A 23,198-nucleotide genomic window follows, 5' to 3' on the forward strand; every position below is an offset into this window, starting at 1 on the left:
TAACAAAAATGTATTTACACATATGTGTAAATCAAAAATATTAAACAGCTAAGGTAAAAAATAATAGATTGCAAATATAATTCATGTGGATCCATTACCACACTTTTCTATATTTGTTTTTAAACTAATGTATAGCAGTTGATATATAGCCTATATGAACTCGAATACTATTTTTACTCATAAATACTTAAATAAAATTCTATTGTTAGTCTATATTCCTATTTTTTATGATATAGCTCTGCTGAATATATTACACACTACAACACCAAAAATATACTCAAAATACTGAATTTTCAGCTTTCTCAATTCTTTCATCAATTTTCTGTCAATTTATACTATAATTTTCTTTTTTACACATTCTATACATAAAAATATTTTCTATAAAGATTTCATGCTTTCTATTTTTTTAACATCTTTATTACTATAATTGGAGATTTTCCTCATCTTTAAAATAATGCAACCAAGAATAAAAGCAAAAAATGAAAATATCCCAAAGGTAATATTTAGAGTATTTAATGATAAGCTCCAACTAATTAGAAAGGAAACTAGAGCTCCTCCCAAACTTGCCGATGCAATGAATAAACTAGTCACTTCATCAATATTATTTTCCATAATACGGGAAGCTAAAATAAGTGTTATCGGAAAAATGCCAGCTATGACTAAACCAATAATGAAGATTACAGATAAATACATACCTGTACCACGAACAAAGGGGAATAGAAATAAGAGAATTACTAATGTGAAGCAACTAGATGAAATATATATCCAATAATTAAACTTATGAACAAACTTACCTACAAAAATCCTTCCGATAACTATTGCTAGCCAGAAACAAGATATACTTATTGAACTAATTAATTCATTATTAGTAAGAATCATAATTGTAGATAAAAAATTTGCAAGATTGGTTTCTATACCTGCATATAAGAATGCAAAAAGTGATATAAATAATATAATTTTTACTTTTCCATTTTTAAAGCTAACAGTTAATGGAGATAGTGATATTTCCTTTTCATTCTTTTGAGGAGAGAGACTATTAAATCGACTACTCCCAAGCAAGTACCAAACCAATAGTGTGAAGATAAGAAATAGCAAGATTCCATATAAAATGAAATACCATGCATAAAATTTTATAAAATAATTTACTAATAAAGGAAACCCAAGTGCTCCAATCCCAAACCATACTTCAAGAATGCTGAATTTAGCAGCACTATTCTGTTCTGCTGAAATAACAAAGGAACCCATAGTAGTTTCTAACAAACCTGCTCCATACCCCAATCCAAATGCAATTACTGCTAAATATGCCCATTCTTTAACAAATAAAAAACCTCCTAAAACTACTAACATTGCTAATATCCCAAATGTTAGAGTTTTAAAATAATGATACTTTTTTACTAAAACAGGCGAACTAAGAACACCAAATAAAAATCCAGTAAATTGAAAAAATATTAATATTCCTAGTTGATCAGGTGTTCTTTCATAATATTGTAGTAACGAAGGAATTAAACTGCCCATACAAACATGTATTACTCCTACAATAAAATAGAACAAGCACCCAAAATAAAATATTAACCGCACTTTTTATCAGCTCCAATTCAAAAGAAAAAGGGATTTATGTTACAAATTATAAATCCCTCTTTTTACAATAAAACTAAATAGTTGTTACAGATAGTTCTTTGTTACGTTTGTTTTTATTGAAGAATAAATCTAATATAATTTGTGAACGTAGTCCATCTTCAAATGTTGCAATCGATTTTTTAGAACTACCTTCTGCTGCATTAACCCAGCTTATAATTTCATTTCTAAAAGAATCCGCCCATTCAAAAATCTCGTTTTCCGGATCAACTAATAACGGTAAAGGCAAAAAGATTTCTTGTTTTTCCAATCCATCAAAAGTTATATATTTATTAGGTTCTCTAGAAGAATACTTGTATTCTTTCTTAGTACCTATTACCTCAATACTAAAGCCACAATCTTCAGGGAATGAACTTTTAGACGTTGTAATATTAACAAATACTTTATTCGTTAATTGACCATAAACCTCTGCATAATCATCTACAAATACTTTTTGTTTTTCTTTTTCTTTAACATTTGTTTTAATTTTAGTTCGAACAGTATCCTCTCTAAAATCACTTTCAAATAAAAACCAAAGTAAATCTATTAAATGAATGCCTAAATCCCCCAATGCCCCACTAGTTTTATTACTTTGATTGTCATCCCGCCAAGTAAACAAAGTTCTTTGAAAAGCGCTATTCTTTTTAAAATGTAGCCTTATTACTACTACCTCTCCTAATTCCCCATTTTGAATTAAGCTCTTCAAAGCCTTAATATAGGACAAGTAACGATAGTTAAACCCCATTGCAGCAACTACATTAGTATCCTTTGCTATTTTCATCATATATTTTGCTTCTTCACAAGAAATTGCCATCGGCTTTTCAACTAAAACATGTTTGTTTTTTAATAACGCTTGAACAGCTTGAGGCTTATGACAAAAATTAGGGGAAGATATTATTATCCCATCAACAACTTCAAGTAACTCTTCATAACTATTAAAAACTTCCCCATCATAATCTTCTACTAACTCTCGAGCATTCTCGTAATTAACATCATATACTCCAACTAATTTACAATTATCAATTGTTGATAATGCCCTAGAATGAGCTTTTGCAATACTACCTGCACCTATAATTCCAATATTCATTATATGAACATCCCCTTTAATTAATAATGTGCTTTAGAGTATTTAAAATTCCAATTGAGTATTCACCTTGAGCTAGCATTGCGTGTGTGTGTTTAGCCTCTTCCGTTGCATTTTCTACTAAGTAACCATGTCTTACAGCTTGTAACATCCTTAAATCATTTCCACTATCTCCAAAAGCAATTGCATTTGCTTTATCTAGTTTGTACTTATCTAACATAAATTTCACAATTTCATCTTTACCTGTTCTAAGTGGAATAAAATCTACATCATAGCAATTTTCTGGATCACCAGCTAATGGATTACATTTGTTAATATTTACCCCCACTTTGTATAACTTCCCGATTTCTTCTATCTGTTCTAAATTGTTTGAATCAATAGCTTCATTTTGCTCTTCATAATAAAAATTAAATTTGTACTTAGAACTTCCTAATTGTGTCTGAGGTCTTAAAAAAATTTCATATTTTGTTTCAAGCAATTTGATAATTCTTTTAATTTTCGCAGAATCAAAACCTCCCTCTACTATTCTCTCTTCCCAAACTTGATCATCCGTAGTAGTCCCATTACTATCAAAGTACGTTATTTCCGTACCTAATCCACTCGCCACAAAATGAGGGAAATATTTAATACCACCTTTTTTCATTTTCTCAACAATTGATTCTAAACTACTTCCAGTTACCCAACCAATGACCAAATCTCCTTTACTTGCGTGTTCATACAAGTATTTTTCTAATAATTTCATATTGCTTCTTCTAGAATTATCCATATTATGAGGATAATAAGTTTCGTCAAAATCACAGAACACTATATATTTAGGATTTTTAACCTGTGGTAACCTTTCAAAAACTAAAGACTTTAAAACTTCATTACTTATTGACATTAATTAATCCCTCCAAAACAAAATTTTGTTCCTCTAACAACATATTTGGATGTAAAGGTAAATGTAATATTTCCTTATGAACTTGCTCTGTGTTTAATAAAGTATCCTGCATATAATTTTTCTTTACCAGCTTAGTATTATGTTTATGAGATAATACTGGATAATAAATATCTGTTTCAATGTTATACAACTGGTACAATTTATTTTTCACCTCATCTCTTCTTCCATTTATAATTCTAATCGGAAAAAGATGCCAAACATTATCTTCTGTCATCCTAGGTAGCTTTATTAATTCTCTATCCTCTAATTCTTTTAAATTGCGTATATATCGTTGAGCCAAAAATACTCTCTTTAAATTGTTATACGATAGGAACTTAATTCTCTCTAAACCAATAGCTGCTTGAAGGTTATCAATTTTAGAATTAAAGCCAAAATCTAATACTTTTTTATTTTTTTTATCAACTTCAAATCCATGATAACTATATTGATTGCAACGAATTGCAAGATTTTCATTATTAGTAACTATTGCACCCGCCTTACCACATACACCAAAGTTTTTATATGGATTAAAACTCAGAATAATAATATCTCCATATTCTCCAAGGTTTGAGGAACCAATAGCCTGACATGCATCTTCAATAATTCTTAACTGATAAACATCTGCAATTTTACGAATTCTTTTCATATCACATTGTTTACCATACAAATGAACAGGTAAAATGCATTTTGTTTTTTGGGTTATTGCTTCTTCTATTTTAAGTGGATCAATACAATAACTCTTGTGATCAATATCTACAAATACCGGTTTTGCTCCAATTGCTAATACTGCATTTTCAGTAGCAGCAAAACTATTAGCTGGCATAATTACTTCATCGCCTGGCTGAATACCAATAGATAACAAAGACACCATAAGTGCGTCTGTTCCACTACTTGTTGCAATTACATACTTCTTGTTTAAATAGTCCCCAATTACTTCTTCTAATTTTTTAGAAAATGGTCCACTTGTGAATTGACCTGTCGGTAAAACCTCTTTTAAAGATCCTATTATTCCGTCAATTTCACTTTGAGAAATCAACCGATTAACTGGCATAAATTCTATTTTCTGTATATTTTTTCTGCTATAATTGAAAATATCTTTCTCTATATCAATATCTATTTTCAATTTATTTTCTCTAAATAATTTCTCTTTCATTTTGTGATTCGGTAATACATTACTAATTTCAAATTCTTTCTCTTTCGTTTCTCCCTGCAGGCACTTTAATAAAGCTAAATTGTCTTTGCTATGGCCAGAAATTGTAGTAAGAGTTTTCACGTTAAATCACCTCTAAGAAATTATTTTGAAAATCATGAGTAGACTATATTTTATGTTATCGATTACATGTCAACACTTTTTTTTCGGAGGGATTCTTTATGGTAACAATTAATGAAATAGCTAAATTATGCAATGTTTCAAATGCTACAGTTTCAAGAGTGTTAAATAATCATCCTTATGTAAATCCAGAAAAACGTGAGAAAATAATACAAATAATGAAAGAATTAAACTATACTCCTAGTTCTATCGCCAGAAATCTTAGGGTGAACAAGACACAAACCATCGCTCTATCGATCCCAAATATAGATCATCCTTTTTTCGGAAAATTAGCTAGAGAAATTTCTAAAGAACTTCTAAAACACAATTATAAATTACTGATTTATCAGACTTTTTATGAAAAAAAAATTGAGCTTGAATTGCTTTCATTACTAAAGAATAAAGCGGTAGATGGTGTTATTCTCGCATCCTTAGAAAATGATTGGGAAAATATAGAGCATTATTTAGCATATGGCCCAATATTACTTTGTAATGAATATGAGGAAAATGCACCTATCCCGATAATTTGCTATGATGAATTTGAAGCCGGATACAAAGCTGTAAAACATTTAATAAGTAAAGGACATAAAAAGATTGGCTTTTGTTTTGATTCCCTTAAAAGTCAAGCACAATTAAAACGCAAACAAGGATACCTGCGTGCATTAAAAGAACAACAATTATCATACAAAAAAAGTTGGTTATTTGGAGATGCAATTACTATTAAAGATGGAATTCGAATCTTTGAGAGATTAGATAAATTAAAAAATAGACCCACTGCGCTCTTTACTGGAAATGATCAAGTTGCTGCTGGAGTAATTAAAGGGGCTTCTTTAAAAGGATATACTATCCCTACTGACCTTGCCGTTTGCGGTTATGATAATCAATTAATTTGCACAGTTACAACTCCAACAATTAGTACAATTGATATTCCAATCGTTGAGCTAAGTAAACGAACTGTTAGTGAGATACTACTATATATAAATGAAAAGGAATCTATTAAGCGTAAAATTATCGAATATCCAGCAACCTTAATTATTCGTGAATCGACATAAGTAAATGAAAAGCGTCATTTCAAAATTAAAATGACGCTTTTCTATAATACCCTAAAATTCCTGCGAATATTTTATGTAATTTTCTGATTTTATTTTCTAAAAAGTTCCTTCAACTATGGGAACACGAGCCATTTTAAACTAAGTAGAAGTCTTTATTTTCGATAAAATAATAACACAAATCAACAAAATCAATTTCAATTATTGATTCTGGAAAACTATCTAAAGAAGCACAACAAGAAAGCTTATAATCTTTACCAATAGTAAACTTTTTATAGTAAACCTCATTAGATAGCATGTCACCATAAAATATTGTATTTTTATTAATAACAAAAGAGTTTAAAGGTATAGTTAGTCCTTTCCCTATCCATTTAACAAAGCTTTCTTTTATAGTCCATAATTCATAAAACACCTCTAATTGTTGTTCTACATTTAATGAATTTAAATAATTAAATTCTTCCTCAGTAAATATATTTTTAATCATTGTAGTATCTATGGGCCGGACTTTTTCTACATCTATTCCTACTTCTTCCTCATGAATAGCTCCAACAACCCAACTTTCGGAATGTGATATATTAAAATGAAAATTATTTAACTCATCAACATAAGGCTTTCCGTACTCATTGTATTCATATTTAATATCTTTATTTTCTTTTGAGAAGTTTGTAGTAATTAAATATCTTATTAAAATGTCTCCAATTAAGGCGCTATATTGATCGGGCTTTCTTTTATATTTCTGTATTTTCATCTGCTTTTCTTTCGAGACCAAACGTATAAGCTTCTGCATAATATCATGTTCTATATTTCCTGGCACACGTACCTTATATATATTCATTATATCCTTACCACCTAATCCCTTATATAGATACAAAAAACTCACAATGAATAATTCCCATTCATTTTCTAACCTCTTTATGTTTATTATTGAATAGGCTCAAAGAAAAAAGCCTCATAATATGTTATACACGAATTTATGAGACTTTTAGAAAATTAATAGTGTACAATTTTAAAAAAACACTTCACTTATTTACATGTGCTAATAAGAGCATTTGTTTAAAACTCTTTTTTATACTCTTTACCAATTCATGAATATGCGGTTTCTCTAACATACTCAGATGGGAACCTGGCACTTGCAAAGCGTATACTTCCCCTGATGTATATTCATTCCATCTGTTATAATCTACTAGTGAGTGAATGTCATTAATAGATGCATTAAATAGAAAGATATCTGCTTTTATTTTTTGTTTACAATTATATTTTAGGTATGCATATCTATTAGCTATCATTACTTTTAACTTATTCATCATAGGATCTTCAAAATTTTGCTGACAACTATTTTCATTCAATGTAAATTTTTTCAGTAAAGATTCTATTAATTGTTCTTCACTCATTTGCTCAAAACTAATTTTCTCAATCCCTAACTGATCATTGAATTTTTCCAATTCTTCAAATGCATTCCTAATATTTAAACTAAGAATTTCCTTACCTTGTTCAATAGGATGAACATCAAGTAAACCTAGAAAACTAACTTTATCACCTAGTTCTTCTAATTTTCTAGCCATTTCAAATGCAACTATTCCTCCAAAAGACCATCCTAATAAGGTATATGGCCCTTCCTTTTTTACTTGTTTAATCTCTTCTATATATCTTACCGCCATTTCCTCTACAGATAAGTTTGGAAATCTACTATCATCATATCCTATAGATTGTAACCCATATACAGTCTTATCCTCTCCTAATTCTCTAGCCAAATCATAATAGTTTAATATACCCCCGCCTTGCCCATGAACAATGAACCATTGACTATCCTTGTTTGTTCCATTTTGAATTGGAATTAAACACTCACTGTCTATTCCTTTATTCCTACTTATTACATCACTTAATTGTTCAATAGTAGCCTTTTGAAATAATAAACTTAATGGCAGTTGCACATTAAACATTCTCTTGATATTTTCGAATAACTTTAATCCCTTAAGAGAATGACCACCTAATTCAAAGAAATTATCATTTATACCAATATTATTTACGCCTAATATACTACTCCAAATATCAATTAAACTACTATCTATTTCATTTCTTGATGGTACATAATTACTATTGCTCATTGTATTTAGCTTCGGTAACTTGCTTCTATCTATTTTCCCATTTTGTGTTAATGGTATATTGTGAATTGGTATGAGTTGTTGAGGTATCATATAATGTGGTAACTTTGTTGCTAAATATGCTCTTACCTCTGGAATAGGAATATCTTTTTCGGTAACTACGTATGCACATAAATACTTTTCTCCAGCTTCATCTTCTTGATCTATTACTACGGCCGTTTTGATTGTCTCATATTTTAACAAACTCGCTTCTATCTCACCTAGTTCTATTCGATATCCCCTTATTTTTACTTGATGATCGACTCGGCCCAAGTATTCAATGTTACCATCAGGTAGCCACCTTGCTATATCTCCTGTTTTATATAGTTTCTCACCTGGTTCAAATGGATGATCAATAAATTTATCTGCTGTTAATTCTTTTCGATTGATGTATCCTCTAGCTAACCCTATGCCAGAAATACATATTTCTCCTGGAACACCTATAGGTTGTATCCTGCGAAATGAATCCAATATATAAATTTTAGTATTTAACAATGGCGAACCTATCGGTACGTTTTGTGTTGTAATTTCTTTATCACTCTCATATCGATAAGTTGTACAACAGACTGTAGCCTCTGTAGGTCCGTATCCATTTAATATTTGGAGGTTCCCCCTAAATAGATGATCGTATTTTGCGAGTAATTCTGTTTTAATTGGTTCTACTCCTACAAGAAGCTTATTTAACACTATCTTCTGGTTATCTCTAACAAAATAATCATATATTTCATTTAATAAAGTAGGTGGAATATATGATAACGTGACCTGTTCCTCAAGGATGACTTGTACAAGTTTTGGTACATCAAACTTCTCACCTTGATAAATAGTCATTCTTGCGCCATATACCAATGGGACAAATATTTCAAATATGGTAACATCAAAAGAGATGCTACTAGAGAATAGAACGTTATCAGATATTCCTATATCTTGAGAGAAATCTTCATACATTGCGCACAAAAAATTAGTTAAGGAACGATGTTCAATCATTACGCCTTTAGGTTGTCCTGTAGAACCTGATGTATAAATAACATACGCTAAGTTGTGAGGTTCTATCATCATTTGCATGTCTTCTCCTTGCTCTTCTTCAAAAGACATATCCATTAGATCTATTACATTACCTTGGAATTCTATCTCCTTTATAATAGAGTTTTGATGTACTAATACATGTGAACATCCACTGTCTATAAGCATATACTCCACTCTTTGTTTTGGTAAGTCAGTATCAATTGGTAAATACGCCCCACCTGCTTTTAAGACACCTAATATACCTATAACCATCTCGATGGAGCGTCCCATCATCACTCCAACAATGGATTCTCTTTTAACCCCTTGGTCTAATAACCTTCTCGCCAACCGATTAGCTTTTATATTTAATTCATTATATGTAATTCCTTTTTCATTACATACAACAGCTATTTGATTAGGGTTCCGTTTCACTTGTTCTTCAAACATTTTATGCACTAAAAAATGATTAGAATTTGAATTCTCTTTTTTGTTAAATTCATTCATTATACAATGTTCTTCTACAGATAACATATTAATATTACACAATCGTATTTTAGGGTTATTAGTTACTTCCTGAACTATATTTGTAAAATGTACCATTAACCTTTCTATTGTCTCCGCTTTAAATAACTTAGTACTATATTCTACTTTTAAATGAATGTTATCATCTATTTCCGTTGCTACTAATGACAAATCAAATTTTGAAACTGACTGCTTAAATTGATACGGTGTAAATTCTAATTCACCAATAGATATTGGATTCATATCCATGTTTTGAAAAACAAACATGGTATCAAATAATGGATTTCTACTTGTATCCCTATGCAAGTCTAAATCTTCTAATAGTTCTTCAAAAGGATAGTCTTGATTTTCATAAGCTTCTAATGTATTGAGTTTTAATCTACTCAAAAACTCAATAAACTCATCGTCATTTTCTAGATAATTTCTCATTACCAAAGTATTAATAAACATACCAATCATATGATTAGTATCAGAATGAGACCTTCCAGCAATTGGTGAACCTACAATAATGTCTTCTTGACCTGTGTATCTAGATAAAAGTATGTTATAAATAGCCAATAAAATCATATATGGCGTGGTACCAGTTTCAGTTGCTAGCTTATTTACTTTAAAAGTTAAATCTGTTCCCAAATTAAAGGAACAAACCTTACCTTTAAAGCTTTGTATAGTCGGTCTTTGAAAATCGGTTGGAAAATTTAAAACCGGGAGTTCTCCTTTTAAAGTTGTTAACCAATAATTCTTTTGTTCACTAATTAGATTCTTATAGTAAGTTCCATTTTGCCACATCACATAGTCTTTGTACTGCACTCTCAATTTTGGAAGTTCATTTCCTTTATACAATTCTACAAACTCTTTTATTAATATCCCCATTGATAAACCATCAGAGATTATATGATGCATATCTACTACAAGGATATGTCTTTCTTCTGCTATCCTTAAAAGCAACACTCTTAATAATGGAGCTTTTGATAAATAAAATGGACTTATAAACTCATGTATTAAATAATCCGCATCTTTTTCATTTACATGAACGTATTTAATATTGAATTCTACATTAGGCTCAATTTTCTGCACTAATTCTCCATCTAAAATTTGAAAAGAAGTTCTTAATATTTCATGTCTTTGCATTAAAGATTGAAATATATTTTCAAACTTATCTTTACAAATATCCCCTTCTACTTGAAGTATTGTGGGCATATTATAAGTTGTATTTGTACCATCTTCGAATTGATCTACTATAAACATTCTCTTTTGTGACGTAGAAGCTAAATAATACTCTTGTTGTTTTATAGGTTCTATGGAAATATAATTACTTTTTTCCATTTCTAATATACATTTTGAAAAATCAATCAAAACAGGAAATTTAAATAGGGTTTTAATAGATAATTGCACATCAAATTCTTTATTAACAATAGAAATTAACTTAGCAGCCTTTAATGAATGACCACCTATCTCAAAAAAGTTATCCTGTATTCCTACCCTTTGAATTCCTAAAACCTCTTTCCAAATCTCAACTAATTTTCTTTCTGTAGAATTTGTCGGCTCTATATGACTTGATTTTAAATTATAAATAGGTTGAGGTAATTTTTTCCTATCTATTTTTCCATTTTGTGTTAACGGTATGTTTTGAATGGGTATGATCTGTTGAGGTATCATATAATATGGTAACTTTGTTACTAAATATGCTCTTACCTCTGGAATAGGAATATCTTTTTCGGTAACTACATACGCACATAAATACTTTTCTCCACTTTCATCTTCTCGCTGCATTACTACGGCGGTTTTGATTGTCTCATATTTTAACAAACTTGCTTCTATCTCACCTAGTTCTATTCGATATCCCCTTATTTTCACTTGATGATCAACTCGTCCCAAGTATTCTATGTTACCATCAGGCAGCCATCTCGCTATATCTCCTGTTTTATATAATTTCTCACCAGGTTCAAATGGATGATCAATAAATTTATCTGCTGTTAATTCTTTTCGATTGATGTATCCCCTAGCTAACCCTATGCCAGAAATACATATTTCTCCTGGAACACCTATAGGTTGTATCCTGTGAAATGAATCCAATATATAAATTTTAGTATTTAACAATGGCGAACCTATCGGTACGTTTTGTGTTGTAATTTCTTTATCCGTCTCATATTGATAAGATGTACAACAGACTGTAGCCTCTGTAGGTCCGTATAAATTTAATATTTGGAGATTCCCCTCAAATAGATGATCGTATTTTGCGAGTAATTTTGTTTTAATTGGTTCTACTCCCACGAAAAGTTTATTTAACAATATCTTCTGATTCGCCCTTACAAAATAATCATATATTTCATTTAATAAAGTAGGTGGAATATATGCTAACGTGACCTGTTCCTCAAGAATGACTTGTACAAGTTTTGGTACATCAAACTTCTCACCTTGATAAATAGTCATTCTTGCGCCATATACCAATGGGACAAATATTTCAAATATAGTAACATCAAAAGAGATACTACTTGAGAATAGAACATTATCAGTTATCCCTATATCTTGAGAGAAGTCCTCATACATTGCACACAAAAAATTAGTTAAGGAACGATGTTCAATCATTACCCCTTTGGGCTGGCCTGTAGAACCTGATGTATAAATAACATATGCCAAGTTGTGAGGTTCCATCGTTATCTGCAAATCTTCTACTTGTTCTTCTTCAAAAGGAATATCCATTAGATTTATTACACTACCTTGGAATGCTACTCCCTTTATAATAGAGTTTTGATATGTTAGTACATGTGAACACCCACTGTCTGTCAGCATGTATTCCACTCTTTGTTTTGGTAAATCGGTATCAATTGGTAAATACGCCCCACCCGCTTTTAAGATACCTAATATACCTACGATCATCTCAATAGAGCGTTCCATCATCACGCCAACAATCGATTCTCTTTTAACTCCTTGGTCTAATAACCTTCTCGCCAACTGATTAGCTTTTATATTTAATTGCTTATATGTAATTTCTTTTTCATTACATACAATCGCTATTTGATTAGGATTCTGTTTTACCTGCTCTTCAAATAATTGAGGAGCTGTTACAGTCTCACAAAGTAATGTTTTATAAAATCTAGTCGTATGATTGAAATCATATAATATTTGATTCTTTTCTGTTTTAGACATTACATCTAGATCCATTGCAGATTTATTTGGAACTTTCATTAATATATCTAAAATATTATATAAATGATTAACTATTCTACTAACTAATCCTTCACTATATAAAGTAGAATTGTAATCCACTTGGACCTTTAACTGTTCTTCATTTTTCATAAACCTAATAACCATATCAGAGTTTATTTTATCTGTACTCTCATAACAATGAATATCATCTAACATTACTATTGTATTTAATAAGGGAAGATTATTACTCTCTCCATCTAGACTTAATAATTGAGTAAGTTTATTAAAAGGAAAATGACAATGTTCATTTGACTCTAAAATTGTTTCTTTAATTTTATATATTATTTCTTTGAAATTATCTTCTTGATTTATTTGAGTACGTAATAATAAAAAGTTGTTTTGAAAAATCGTCTCTTCTTGACCTTGTTTAAAAACTGGCATTCCAATTACTACATCATCCTTATCGGTATATCTACTTAAGAGATATTTCACACCTGATAATAAAATAGTGTACAGTAACATATCAGAATTATTGCTAATTGCTACAGCTCTCTTCGCAATATCCGATGGGAATTGACAATAATAACTTTCTTTAGGAACCTGAATATTATTTAAAGACAGACAATCACAAGGAAATCTACTTAACTCAACATCACCTGATAACTTGTCTAACCAATATTCTTTTTCTTTTTTAAATTTTTCACTAGATAATAAAACCTGCTGGGTAAATTTATCAAGCATTTTTTCTTCCCACCATTCTCTATGATATTGATACTAAATACTACATATTTAGTGGTTATGTCCCTCATAGACCCATCCGTTTTATCATGAGGGGGCACAATCATACTCGTCATTGGGAGTTTTCTTCCTCGGTAATAAAACTCGCCCAATGACGACCAATTGGATTGCTACTTTAGCGATAGAAGTTTCAGCATAAAGCATAGAAATACACTTTTCTCTTACTCAGATACACCTCTTAATTTTTTTACTTCACAGATTTTACCCTATCTAGTATTTTCATAATTAACTCGCCCACGATGTCAGCTTGATGTAGTAAAAACATATGACCACCATTAACTATTAGAAAATGAACCTCATTGCCCCATTCTACCCACTTCTTAGCCCCTTTTACTGTATAATTAGAGTCTGTTGTTCCACTAATAATGTATAGGGGCGCTTTCAACAATGTTGTGTCATTATTTATATAATTCTCAATGGCGCGAAAGTCTGATCGAATGACTGGAAGGATATAGTTTAAAAGCTCCTGATGTTGTAATACTTCATCCGGTAATCCTCCCAAAGACTTTATATAATCTATAAAGTCTTTATCATCTAAATGATTTGTTTTTCTTCTTATTTCTGGTGGATTCATAGCTGAGATAATAACATTTTTAGGATTTATACCTTTACTTTCTAAAATTTGAGCCATACGGTGAACTATAATTCCTCCCATGCTATGGCCAAATAATGTAACTTCTCCCTCTAAAATTGGTTGCATCTCCATTAAATATAAATTAACAAGATCATCTATGTTATCAACTAGTGGAGAAAGATTAGGACCATGGCCTGGAGGATCAAATGAAATAAGTTTTATATCTTTCGGTAAATAATTCTTTAAAGGTAAAAAAGAATTCGAATAGCCCCCAGCATAAGGAACACAAACCAAATATTTGTTACTATTCAATCCTGGCGATAAATCTTTCATTAATTTTCTCAAGTGACTTCTCCTTTATTAAATAAAATTTTCATCAAATAGTTGTTTAGTCAAACAAATTATCAATTTCTTCATCACTAAGGTTTAAGGTTTCAAAATCTGATGAAGTAAATTCTTTTGTTTGCATTTGACAACAGGATTGGATATATGTCTGCAGTCGTTCTAGATAATCTGAAAATAAATTTTCTACAAAATTCTTTTGAAAATGACTTGTACTAAATGTCACATGAATTTCTAAGCTTTTATTTTTAACCATGGCCACAATATCTAATAATGCAGTAATATGATTATCTTTTGATTGTTCACTGCCACTTTGATAATCAACAATAGTAAACCATCCATCCCCGAGAGAATTATCTATCTCTCCTAAATAGTTAAAACGAATTGTATTTTGAGTTAAATCTTTGCAAGAAGGAAACTTCTCTTTAAGAATTCCATATCCAATTCCCTTATTAGGTCTTTTACGAACCTCTTCTTTAACACTCTTTATTTGATTAGCAATATTATGCGAAACTTGTAATACAATAGGATACATTGTCGTAAACCACCCTACTGTACGTGAAATATCAAGATGCTCAAATAATTCCTCTCGACCATGACCTTCTAACTCAAATTTAATTTGATCTTGGTTTGTATATTTACCTAAATTTTCTGTCAACACAGCGAGTAACAACTCCATTGGCTGTGTATTGTAAGGCACATTTGCAGTAGTTAATAGTTTTCTTGTATCATCTGCATTCAATGTAAAGGTAAGAGTAGTACAACTTTCAACAGTACTATTTTCTTTTTCTCTATTAATTTGAAAATTATTATCTAGCGTGTTATCTATGGATTCCCAATAATCTAATTCAGCACGTACTAAATTAACTCCTCGACTATTTAAAGCTTCAGACCAATCTTGGAAAGAGTTAGTTTTTAATGGTAGCGATGGAACTTCTCCTAAATACAAGCTATTCAAACATCGGTTTGCATCTTCAATTAAAATACGCCAGGACACAGCATCAACAATAAGATGGTGTGCAGTTAATAACAACAACTGTTGATCATTTGAAAGCTGGAATAAGGCCCCTATAAATAATGGTCCTACATTCAAATTTAAACTTCCTTTTAACTCTTCACCTTTTATATGAACTTGATTCAAAGCCATTTCAATTGGAATTTCAGAAAAATCAAACATGGTAACCTTAGAATCAGCAATGGACATATCTTCGTCATAATAGAAGTAATCCTGCTTATCCTCATACCTTAGCCGTAACAAATCATGATGATGCATGATCGTATTTAACATCTCATTAACATATTCTTCTTTAACCGGCTTCTTCAAAGACAGTAATACCGATTGATTCCAATGATGCGGGTTCTTAAACTGTTGATCAAGGAACCAACGCATAATAGGAGTAGGCTCTACCTTTCCTGTTACCAATGTTTGTGAGACTGTAACATCTTTTTGTTTAACTAACATTGCTGCCAATTCACTTACAACTGGATAATTTAGTACATCTTTAACTCTAACTTTCCATCCCAGTTCTTGTAATCTAGCGCTCACTTGGATCGCTTTAATAGAATCTCCACCTAAATGATAAAAATTACTATGCAATTCGATTCTATCAGTCTGTAATATTTCCTTGAGAACTTCACTAACCATTCCAGTAACATCTTCATCTACTTCTTCTAAATGAGTATGGTTAGAACCGTTATTTAACATCGGATCTGGCAACGCTTGACGATCTACCTTTCCGTTGATAGTAAGCGGTAGCTGATCCATATAGATAAAAAATGAAGGAATCATATAACTTGGTAGCATATGCGAAATAAAACTGCGTATTTCTATATTTTGAACACTGTCTTTCAAAACAATGTAAGCAACTAGATGATTTGAATTATCCTCACCTTGCCAATTCACCACTACTACATCTTTAACAGACTTGTGTTGTAACAGTGCATTCTCAACTTCCCCTATTTCAATACGATATCCTTTAACTTTCACTTGAGAATCCATCCGTCCTTGATACTCGATTAATCCATTTGGCAACATGACAGCTAAGTCACCACTTCGATACATCTTCTCACTCGAAATAAATGGATTGGATAAAAAACGTTGCGCTGTTAAATCCGGACGATTTAAATAGCCTTTAGCTACCCCATCACCCGATATATAAATTTCTCCTTTTACACCAATAGGAACCGGCTGAAGATTCTTATCCAATAAATATATTTGAACATTATCAGCTGGTGTACCAATTGGTACGGATGCTCTTCGATCTAGATCTGGATCATATCGATGAATCATACATCCAACCACAGTTTCAGTTGGTCCATATTCATTAATTATTTCAACTTTACCGCTAAAAAGATCATATATCTTTTCGGCTACTGAGGTTTTCAAATCCTCTCCACCCACAATCAATCTGCGAAGAGATGAAACTCTTGGGGGTGAATAGTTATTTAACAATGCTAAATGTGAAGGCGTAACTTTCAACACTGTTACTACATTTTCCTTGAGTATTTTTGACAAAATAAACTCATCTTCATTATCATGATATATTACTAACAATAAACCACTTATTAAAGGAGTGAATATTGAAGTTACTGTTAAATCAAAAGAAACGGATGAATATAATGCAAAAACATCATTTTCACTACTAATATAGTTCTTTTTAGCCCAGGAAATATAGTTAACCAAACCACGTTGAGTGATTACAGTTCCTTTAGGATTCCCCGTGGTTCCAGAGGTATAAATTATATATATTGGATCATTTGGTGCAGTTACTAGGGTTAGATTGGCATTATCTCCTTCATAAAGTTTCTGATCACATATATTAATTTTCTCACCTAAATATTCTAAATTACCGTCATTTGTATAGTCAGTTAAAAGTAATATTGTGCCGCTATCATTCAAAATATAACGAATTCGGTCCTCTGGGTAGGAAGGATCTATAGGCAAATATGTACCTCCAGCCTTAATAACTCCCCAAATTGCAATTACTATCTCAAGTGAATGTTTAGCTAGTATACCCACGACTTGACCATTTTTGACTCCTTTTCCTCGTAACTTTCTTGCTAACTGATTAGATTTCTTATTTAATTCAAGATAAGTCATTGATCTATCAGCATGTTGAATTGCTATTTTTTCTGGTGTCTGTTTTACTTGTTCTTCAAATAATTCTTGAATAGTTTTTTCTTTCGGATACACAACAGCGGTATTGTTAAATTTCTCTAAGATAAACTTTTGTTCATCATCCGATAACAAAGATAATTCTTTTACCGATTGATCTTCATTACGTAAAACTTGGTCTATTAAAACTAAAAACCTCTCATGCATACAATTGATTTGATCTTCTTCAAAATCCGCGACTTTATAATCATATTGAATTTCTAAACCTTCATCTGCCCATTCCTTAATAACTAACTGCAATGAATAGGCTTGGTAACCACTGTAAAACTCCACATTTTCTAAAGAAAATCCATCAATAGTACTTTTAAGTTTTGTATTATAGTAATTCACACTATATTGAAATAAACCATCGTATCCTTTACTAGTCAATTGCAAGTCTTTTACCAATAAGTTATAAGGATAACGCTGGTGAAATAGACATTGTTTTATTTCATGATTTACTCTTTTAATGAAAGATAGAACACTCTCATCTTCATCCACATTTAACCGTAACGGCATTGTGCTAGTAAACATACCTACTATTTTCTTTTCTAGTACACCAGAACGATTTAGTACAGGAGATCCAATGATTATGTCGGATTGATCATACATTTTATGAATATAAATAAGCATAAAGGTTGAAAATAATGTATTCATAGATATTCTATGTTTTTGTATAAAAGACTGTAGAGCAACCGATTTTTCTTTTTCAATTAAAAATATCTTTCGTTTCCCTTCTAGAGAATGAGATGTTTTTGATAAAAAGAAATCTGGCAGATTCATAAATTTCTCATTCCAATAATTCTTATTTTTTACGTATCGAGGGGATTCCAGATATTTCTCCTCTGCTTGTAAATAAGACAGATAAGTAGATTCAACCGTATCATTTATATGCTCATCATTCTTTAACTTAGAGTAAAAATCGATAATTTGACTCGTCATAAGTTGGATTGTCCAACCATCAGCTATAATATGATGAAACTTAACAAAATAGGAGCTTTCTACATCACTTATTTTCAAGAGCACAAATTCAAACAGAGGGCCTCCTTCAAGTGGAATTTGTTTTTGAAATTCATCCTGGGCCCATTTTCTAGCTTCTAAACTTGGATTATGATGATTAGAAAAATCAATTAAACGTATTGGTGTAGGTTCAAATGGTGATATATATTGGTGGGGTTCTCTATGTTGTTGAAAAATCCGTAGACGTAAACCATCATTTTTCTTAATGAATAATTGAATTGCTTTTTCTAAAATTGTAAAATTAATTTCCCCCTTAATAAGAACCATCCCTCCGATGTTATACATAGATGTGTTTGGATAAATTTGTTCATTATACCAAACTCTTTTTTGTGGATGCGTAAGAGAATGCTTTACAATTGTTTGTTGCATATTTCCACTTCCCCTCTATCCACATCCGTTGGTGTTTCCGGAAATTGTATATTAATATAGTGAGGATAAGGATTTATATTCTCAAGATTATGTTCTAAAATTAATATTCCATTTTCGTTGCTAGTTTCCTTAAATCCAGCTAATCGGTACGTAACAAACATCATACGGTTACGATCAGTCTGTCGAAACTCAGCCAAAAAGCGTTTACCTGCCTGTTTTGTTCTTTCCATTAGATATGTGAGGAGTATAGTACCAACGCCACGGGACATTACACGACAAGACATGAGAAGAAGTTTTAGGCAGTCGGCTTCCTCCGTCCTATTTACAAGTGTTAAACCAATCTTCCCATAGGAGCCATATTTATCTGATAACTCACAAACTAATAATAAATAATCTGGATGATTACGATAATAGTTTAATTCATCATAATCATAGGTAATACCAGTCGAATTTAATTGATTCGTACGTACTGTTAACTCCTCTGCACGCTGCAAATCTTCCTCACGAGCCTCACTAATCACAAAATTCATCCCAAGTGAAGCTAAAAATTCTTCTTTTGGGCCTTCATATTCTTCTTCATCCTTCGTTCTCTTAAGATTTTCTAAATACATCAGTCTTCGACGACGTGAATCTTCTGTAATTCTTTTTGGTTGTAGTCGTGGCAAGTCTAATAACGACTTATATTCATTTACATGTATACACAGAATATCATTATGAACACTCTGTACTTCTTCTAATTCAAAAGGTTGGTCATCAATGAACGCAAAAGTATCAATACCTATGTTTAAATTTTTTCTAATTTTCTCAATGGAACTAGATTTAGAGTTCCAATGAATCTCTGGATATAAAAAATACTCTTCTATTCCAAATTCCCGTAATTTAGCTATTGCATCTTCGTAGTTATTTTTACTAGCAATTGATTGCAGTATTCCACGTCGATCTAATTCACATATAATTTCATAAATTCCAGGTTTTAAAGTAACTGTACCACTCTCTAATAAAACACCATCCCAAATTGTACAATCTAAGTCCCAAACAACACATTTAATTTCCTTACTCATGATAATGCCTCCTTTGTTTTATTCATTTTCACAGTTCCCATCTCCATCACTATAAGCTTATCTGCTAAATGAAAATATTGATCGTCGTGAGTAATAGCAATAATACATTTACCCTTCGCTCGCATTTGAGGTAACAATTCTTCATAAAAGAAGCGTCTATAACCAGGATCTTGATCCGCTGCCCATTCATCAAATAAAAGTATAGGTCGATCTTCCAAATACGTAACCAGCAATGCCAACCTTTTCTTTTGTCCAGTTGATAGTTGCGTAGTAGTAAAACGCCCATTCTCAATACCAACCTTGTCACTCAGTTGAAGAAGTTCTAAATAATGACCGATTTCTGCTTTCATTCCTTCTGTATTAATTCCATATAGCCTATCAAAAACATGAAAATCACTAAGGATAGCTGAATAGTATTGATTCAATTCCTCTGGAGCTATTTCTTTTCCATTTAATAAAACGTTACCTTCATTAGGTTCATATAACCCAGTAATCAGTTTTGATAAAGTAGATTTTCCACTCCCATTCCCACCAGCAATAAAGACTATTTCTCCAGAATTAAACTCCATGTCTATTGGACCAATACCAAAACCAGTAAAATCTCCATCTTTATTCTTATACTTATAACTTACATTTTGTAGCTGCAAACAAATTGGCACATCTAAGTACTCTTTTGTTGTCGCGATTTGCTCATTTGCCTTTATATGATCTACACTCTTCACCATTTGTTGAATACGTTGCCAAGAAATACGTACATTTACGAGCTGAGGGATACCGCCCAGTATTTCATTAACTGGACCTGTCATATACAGAAAAACAATTACATAGTTACTTATCGTCTCTTTCGGCATATTAACAAAAATTTCTGGAAATACGAAAACTACAATACCAATAACAAAAATGAATAATAGTTCTCCCAGAACAAACACATTTGCAAATTTAATATCTCCTATCGTTCGTTTAACACGATAGTTATTACAGCTTTCATTCATAACTTCTCGAAAATCGTTTCGTTTTCCAGTATGAAGCCTAAGCTCTTTGAAACCATGCCTTAGATCACCAATCAAACGAAAATATACATTCTGAATATCTCTTGTTTCATTCCAAACTTTATCTGCTTGTCGTCCGATCAAAGAATATACCCCTGCAGTAATAAAGATGATACACAAGGATAGTAAAAAGGCATACATATTCATTACACCAAGATAGAGAAAACAAAATAGTAACGTTAATAAACTTGTTCCAGCAGTAACTAATAGATTGAGAGAACGAGAGATAACTTCCGTATCGTTATTTAATGTCGCCTCTATTCGGCCCTTCTCAATCAACTCCAATTTGTAATAAGGAGTCTGTAACAACTTATCTGTTAATTCCATCCTTTTTTCATAAACTAGCTCGTTTGTATACGATACAATGCTAGTTCTAATAATACGTTGTGAAAAGACATACATAACGATTCCAAGTACAAAGTAAAACAACAAGCCATTTTCCAAATTATTTGATCTAACAAACGTTTCATTAATCACAAAAATAAGAAAGGCATTACCAAATCCTGATATTAATCCCAAAACAATTAAAGTCAAAAGCGACTTTCCCTTTTGTCTTGGAAAACAAAGATTTAAGAATGTATGGATAACATAGGCCAAACCCACCCCAGCAATTGCATATATTGCAAGTACAACAGTTGAAGGAGCCCAAACTTTTATAAATGCCCACGGAAGCCCTCCAAACAAGAGATTTGGTAGTTGATAGAGTGCATAAATCATTAGCCCATATATCGCAACAACTAATACCATATGTAACCATGTTTTTCCCGTTGGTAATATAAATTTTCTTTTTCTAAAAATAATCTCCCTGATTAAATGAAATAACATGACCAATAACGTTAGTAAACACAAAGATGAGATCACAAATAAGGCTGTTCCTATTTGATCCGTTTTCTTATATTCATCATAGAGTAACGGTTTAACTTCTTTATCTATCATTATATTTAAAAGACTGCTACCGATATAGTAAGTGTAATTACTATTCAGATTTGCTAATACTACGACCCCTATCTGTTCCTCATCACGGAAACCAATATACGATGAATAATTTGGGTTACTTCCACCATGTGAAATTTCCCCTCCACCACTTTGATAGACCTCCCATCCAGCTGCATATGAAGCTCCATTGCTATCTGGGGCAACCTTTCTATTCGCTTTATGAGAATCATTAATCAATTCCTCCGGAAACATCCTAGGCTTTTCAACCCCAAGCTGTAATTTTAACCATCTTTCCATATCATTTATATTTGAAATAAAATATCCAGCCGGTGTATTCCCCCTATAATTAGGAGCGTCATAGGGTAATGATTGTAAGAAATTACGCTTGTAACCTTGGGCCATGTTATCTAATGGGGCCATCTCACGTCCAGCGTATGTACTCAATAAATCCAACTTTGATAGCACATGATCTTGAACATATCTTTCAAATGATTGATTAGTTGCCTTCTCGATTACTAAGCCTAATAGATCGTAGTTAACCGTAGAATATTCAAAACTGCTACCCGGCTCTCGGTTTAGTCCTATTGGCATAACATTTCTAATCGTTTTCTCAATAGAATCTTTGCCATTGGTTATAGGAATATATCCAATGGCCTTTTCCGGTATTCCACTAGTATGGTGTAATAAGTCATAAAGTGTAATTTCATAAGGTTTGCCTTTATACTCCATTTCAAACCATGAAACATATTTAGTTAAAGAATCACTAAGTTTAATTTTCCCTTCTTTTTCTAGCTGCAATACAGCTAATGCCGTAAAAGCTTTTGAAGTAGAACCTAGCTCGAAAAGCGTCTCATTCGTAACTTGACGTTTTTTGTCTGTATTGGCATAGCCATAATTCTTCTTATAAATCGTTTCGTTTCCTTTTACAATTACTACTGAAAGTCCAGGAATACCCGCTTGAGATATTTGTTCTTCTATATGCTTCTGTATTTTCTTCTCATTAACCTGTACCGTTTCCTGTGCTTCCACCTGTCGATAAGGGAGTACTATTAAAGTCATTAAAATGATAAACTTCAACCATATGTTTAACTTCATATTTTTAGCCCTC

General features: G+C 31.5%; 11 protein-coding genes. 1 reads left to right on the forward strand and 10 read right to left on the reverse strand.

The genetic code is table 11. The features are described 5' to 3' along the window. Window positions 1-378 precede the first annotated feature (378 nt). From C4S65_RS17230 to C4S65_RS17245, 4 genes are all read right to left on the reverse strand, one after another. Window positions 379-1,578 carry an MFS transporter gene (locus tag C4S65_RS17230; RefSeq protein ID WP_098838449.1) on the reverse strand — a complete coding sequence of 400 codons (1,200 nt, stop codon included), beginning with the start codon at window positions 1,576-1,578 and terminating at the stop codon, window positions 379-381. Between the two features lie 73 nt (window positions 1,579-1,651). Next, on the reverse strand, window positions 1,652-2,701 hold the full coding sequence (locus C4S65_RS17235) for a Gfo/Idh/MocA family oxidoreductase (protein ID WP_103945328.1): 1,050 nt from the start codon (window positions 2,699-2,701) through the stop codon (window positions 1,652-1,654). A 16-nt stretch (window positions 2,702-2,717) separates the two neighbouring features. Then, entirely contained in the window at window positions 2,718-3,578 is an 861-nt protein-coding gene (locus C4S65_RS17240; RefSeq protein ID WP_103945329.1) for an HAD-IIB family hydrolase, read from the reverse strand. Next, the gene (locus tag C4S65_RS17245) at window positions 3,565-4,890 is read right to left on the reverse strand and encodes a DegT/DnrJ/EryC1/StrS family aminotransferase (protein ID WP_103945330.1); all 1,326 of its coding nucleotides are present in this window, start codon (window positions 4,888-4,890) and stop codon (window positions 3,565-3,567) included. The genes C4S65_RS17240 and C4S65_RS17245 overlap by 14 nt, the downstream gene beginning before the upstream one ends. A 98-nt stretch (window positions 4,891-4,988) precedes the next feature. Here C4S65_RS17245 and C4S65_RS17250 point away from each other — a divergent pair, with 98 nt between their 5' ends. Further along, on the forward strand, window positions 4,989-5,978 hold the full coding sequence (locus C4S65_RS17250; protein WP_000256366.1) for a LacI family DNA-binding transcriptional regulator: 990 nt from the start codon (window positions 4,989-4,991) through the stop codon (window positions 5,976-5,978). Window positions 5,979-6,111: 133 nt separating this feature from the next. Here C4S65_RS17250 and C4S65_RS17255 read toward each other — a convergent pair whose 3' ends face one another. The 6 genes from C4S65_RS17255 to C4S65_RS17280 form a co-directional block, all read right to left on the reverse strand. Continuing rightward, on the reverse strand, window positions 6,112-6,810 hold the full coding sequence (locus C4S65_RS17255) for a 4'-phosphopantetheinyl transferase superfamily protein (protein WP_098838451.1): 699 nt from the start codon (window positions 6,808-6,810) through the stop codon (window positions 6,112-6,114). Window positions 6,811-6,994: 184 nt separating this feature from the next. Beyond that, window positions 6,995-13,528, reverse strand: coding sequence for a non-ribosomal peptide synthetase (locus C4S65_RS17260; protein WP_103945331.1), 6,534 nt, complete (start codon window positions 13,526-13,528; stop codon window positions 6,995-6,997). A gap of 244 nt (window positions 13,529-13,772) precedes the next feature. Beyond that, on the reverse strand, window positions 13,773-14,504 hold the full coding sequence (locus C4S65_RS17265) for an alpha/beta fold hydrolase (protein WP_240523724.1): 732 nt from the start codon (window positions 14,502-14,504) through the stop codon (window positions 13,773-13,775). A 43-nt stretch (window positions 14,505-14,547) separates the two neighbouring features. Further along, window positions 14,548-19,044 (reverse strand): non-ribosomal peptide synthetase, encoded by a 4,497-nt coding sequence (locus C4S65_RS17270; RefSeq protein ID WP_103945332.1) that lies wholly within the window; start codon window positions 19,042-19,044, stop codon window positions 14,548-14,550. Beyond that, a complete protein-coding gene (locus tag C4S65_RS17275) occupies window positions 19,026-20,105 on the reverse strand; it encodes an HAD-IIIC family phosphatase (protein WP_098838454.1) in 1,080 nt (359 codons plus the stop codon). The genes C4S65_RS17270 and C4S65_RS17275 overlap by 19 nt, the downstream gene beginning before the upstream one ends. Continuing rightward, entirely contained in the window at window positions 20,102-23,185 is a 3,084-nt protein-coding gene (locus C4S65_RS17280; RefSeq protein ID WP_098838455.1) for a cyclic peptide export ABC transporter, read from the reverse strand. Before C4S65_RS17280 ends, C4S65_RS17275 begins: the two co-directional genes overlap by 4 nt. Window positions 23,186-23,198 lie beyond the last annotated feature (13 nt).

Source organism: Bacillus sp. ok061 (assembly GCF_900108285.1).
Lineage (GTDB): Bacteria > Bacillota > Bacilli > Bacillales > Bacillaceae_G > Bacillus_A > Bacillus_A thuringiensis_S.